Consider the following 3,916-nt stretch of genomic DNA (forward strand, 5'->3'; position numbering starts at 1 on the left):
TCTTTCCTTGATACATATCATTGTTATAATCAAATTCAATTTCTACACTATCTACATTCTTATCAAAACAAACTCTCCATTTTCAAACCTTAATCCATTAGGAATAGATTTGAATCCTTGATTTCCGTTGAAACCAAAATGATTTTCGTAAAATGGATTTTGTTTTGGTCTATATTCAACTTCTTGATTATGGAATACTCCCTTACTGTTAATATTTGGATTGCCTAAAACTTTTATAGTGTGCAATTTATTTCTTGAAAAAGCATACTGTTCAATTGTCTTCACAGACTTCGGTATAGTTATTTCTTGGAGGTTATTTCTTTCAAAAGCATTATGTTCAATATTTACCAAAGTATCAGGTAAAGTCACTTCTCTAAGTCCACAATTGAAAAATGCCAAACCACCAAGATAAGTTAGACTATTTGATAGTTTTACCTCGTCTATACTTGCATCGTAAAAGGCAGCATAACCTAAATGCTTAACAGAATCAGGAATAATTACTTTATCCCAATGTTTGCCACGTCCAAATTCTCTTTTATATCTAAGTTCATCGTTTGAATGACTTAAAGAATAATTTCCATTTATAGATTTCGTTCCTTCAGGAAATACTAGAATATTTGTCTTCTCTTTCTTTTCTAAGCCTTTATCACTAAAGGCAATTATATTTCCCTCAGAGGAATACATAAAATCATCTTCCGTCCACTCCACCTTATCATCTGTTTTTGCATATACAGGACTTACAGCAACTATATTCACTAGACTTACAAGTAGCATCATTACAGCTAAAATCCCACTGGTTATTTTTTTCATAAATTTTCCTCACTTTCATTTGTATATTTTCTTTTAAGTTCTTGTCTTTCTCTATTTTCTTCTTCCTTATTTTTTCTAACAATAAATAAAAATTCATCAAGAGATATTTTTCTACTTCGAAATTCCTTGATGACCTCTAAATTTTCTATTTCTTCTTGTTCCTCTGCTAATAACTGAAGTTCTATTTCAATTTCTTCTTTTTTCTTTCTTAAATTCTTCTGTTTTTCTATGTTTCTGATTAATTTTTTATTCATAGATTTTTACTCCCCCCTTATTTTGGTCTACCAAAGGAATAGAAGTGATTTTTCCAATACCTTGAGTTTATACTGGTATATTGGATAGGATCTCCTGCATGGAGCATCATTCCATTTCCGGCATATATTCCTACGTGAGAAATTGGCGTACCAGAATTATATGTGCCTTTAAAGAAAATAATATCCCCAGGTTTTGCCTCGCTTGGAGATATTGGATTACAATAATTTTTATAAATTTGCCAAGCTGTTGTCCTTGGCATTCTTTTTACACCAGACTTTGTATAAGACCAACATACAAATCCTGAACAGTCAAAATTACTAGGTCCGCTTGCGCCAAACACATATCTTTTCCCTATGTGTTTTTCTGCTTCACTAAATAATTGTTTTACTGTAATATCATCAAATTCAATTCCTGGATTTCCAAAGTTTGGATTGTCTATAATCTCTCCCAAGTTCCCATAGCTTGATCCAAAATATCCACTCATATTTCCCTGACTATCAAGTAAAGCTAAATAATGAGCCATATTTGTTTCATAGTTTGCAAATTCTTCTCTTGCTATTTCATCAATGCTTTTCTTTTTTATAGTTAAGGTTAGAATTCTATAGGTATATGGATTTCCTTCACTGTCATATTTTGTAATAGACTTTGAAGTATATTTTTTCTCATACATTTGATTAAATAGTTTTTTTAATTCCTTTTGTATCTCTTCAGCTGACTTAATCTCTCCATATCTTGCTGTTAAATAGCTAAAAAGCTCATGTAGATCATGACCAACAGAATCTCCTTTTATATGATATTCATCATAATTTGGATAATTTTCTTTAATACTATCTATTTCATCTTGTAATGCATATTCATAACTTGTAAATTCATTATTAATATCCATTAAAACTTCTTCTTTTGATAGATAGCTTGTAGCTATAACATTACTTGTTAATCCTGAAGTAAGACTGCCAACATTGCTAATTCCTTGAAATAGCATAAAAAAAAGTCCTAAAATACAAAGGGCAATTAAAATTTGCTTATATCCTTTGTTTTTTAAAACTTCCAATGTTTTCTTTCCAATATTAGCGAAAGATTTCTTTATTCTATTTACTAAACCTTCCCCGTGTTTCTTCCTAAAATCTCTCTGAAACTTCTTTTTCATAAAAAATCGATTCAATTTATTAGAGTTTTGATAATTTTTAGTCTTCTTCAATTCTTCAAAATTTCTTTGAAAGAGGAGTTTACTTTCTTTCTTATAAATTTTTCCTTCTAAAGATTTTATTTTTCTTTGAGTTTTTAAAGGTTTTTTTCTTCTAAAATGGCTAATTTCTCTGCCAATAGCTTCGGTAGTTCTACTAAGCTTATAAGCAGCGTTAACGCCTGCATTATCATCTTTCCCACTATATAGATAGTTTGCCGTCATAGCACTTGCAAAAATAATAGGTTTTTCTATACCCGCTTTTTTCGACTTTTTCTTATCCTTAATTAACTCTTTTTCCTTTTTATTCTTTTTCTCATATAGTTTTGATATTTTATCTTCCTTTTTATAAAACTTATCTTTTTCACTTTTGTTATCTTTTTTAGAATGGAATTTAGTTTTATTTTTTGTATCTACCTTATTTTCTTCAGATACATTTTTAGAATCCTGTACTTCTTTTTTTGTCCTGGTGTATTCTTTTTTTGGATCAAAGTTGCTTTTCTTTATAGTATTATCAAAAGCGTCTTTTATTTGTCTTTTCTTTCCCTTGTTTTTATTAGAAATTCCACTAATATTTAAATCAAGTTCATCTACTTCAAGATTCTCATTTTTTATTACGTTTTTTTCCTGTTTGAAGATTTCTTTTTTCGTGCCTATTTTTTCTTGATTCTTTTTATTTATATTATATTTGTCTTTATTTTTTTCAGATTCACTTTTAAATCCTTCAGATAAGCTACCTTGTCTAAATTTCTCACTAGAAACCCTACCCATTAGCATATCTTTTTCTTCTAAATTTCTAACTTTGCCTTTGAAATATTTGCTATTTTGTTTTTTATTAGTATTCAGGTCTTGAATTATTTTTTTATCTTCTTCATTTGCCTTATATGATAGATCTTTTCTTCTAAACTTCCCATTTAAAGATTTTAATTCTGCTTTTTCCCCTTTATCCTTAAACTGACTTTGAGATTGATAAAGTTTTTTTAAGGTGTTTTTTTGAAAACTTTCTTTCCCTTTCTTACCAAGAATAGAATAACCATCCCAATTTTTTCTTTGCACATCAGAAGATGGTAAATACTTATAGTCATCTCTTGTATCCCTATAGGATACATTGCTATCACTAAAGTTCATGTCATAGCGATCTATGACACCATCATTATCTGAGTCCTGCGATAAGGGATCATATGTTGAACTTACCTCTATATTAAAATTCTTATCTTCTTTTCTAAATCTCCTTATTTTTTTATCTGGCACATCATTAAAACTTTCACTCTCAACGTTTTTCTTCAATTTTAAATTACTATTCCCCTTGCAATTTTTTTGGGGAGAAATGCTACTTTTTATATTAGAGTTAGTTGAAATTACTCCATTATTAAAATCTTCTTTAAAATTACTTAGCCTATATTCTGTTTCTTGCCCGTGATATTCACCATATCTACTTTCCTCATTTTCTTCCATTTTTCTATGCTGCCGTTGCGAATATTCCGGCTGATATTCATTATGATAGGAGGCTTCTGCAAATTTTTCCTCATGGATTTTTCTTTGTCTTCTTTCTCTATTTGACTTATCTTTTTCCTTGAATAACTCCTGACAATTTTCTTGCAAATGAGATGAATAATATTTAGAGTTTTCAGCATTATTGTCTATGTTGTTCTTGCTTTTTTCTTTATT

2 protein-coding genes and 1 pseudogene are annotated in these 3,916 nt (G+C 29.2%); all 3 read right to left on the reverse strand.

Annotated elements, in window-relative coordinates; genetic code table 11:
- Positions 1 to 777 (reverse strand): annotated as a pseudogene (locus HMPREF0072_RS11130) (leucine-rich repeat domain-containing protein); the annotation flags it as partial.
- A 29-nt stretch (positions 778 to 806) separates the two neighbouring features.
- Positions 807 to 1,064: a hypothetical protein gene (locus HMPREF0072_RS07895; RefSeq protein WP_004828990.1), complete on the reverse strand. Its 258-nt coding sequence runs from the start codon at positions 1,062 to 1,064 to the stop codon at positions 807 to 809.
- Between the two features lie 17 nt (positions 1,065 to 1,081).
- Positions 1,082 to 3,703: a C40 family peptidase gene (locus HMPREF0072_RS12010; RefSeq protein WP_438829776.1), complete on the reverse strand. Its 2,622-nt coding sequence runs from the start codon at positions 3,701 to 3,703 to the stop codon at positions 1,082 to 1,084.
- Positions 3,704 to 3,916 lie beyond the last annotated feature (213 nt).

The organism is Anaerococcus lactolyticus ATCC 51172 (assembly GCF_000156575.1).
Taxonomy (GTDB): domain Bacteria; phylum Bacillota; class Clostridia; order Tissierellales; family Peptoniphilaceae; genus Anaerococcus; species Anaerococcus lactolyticus.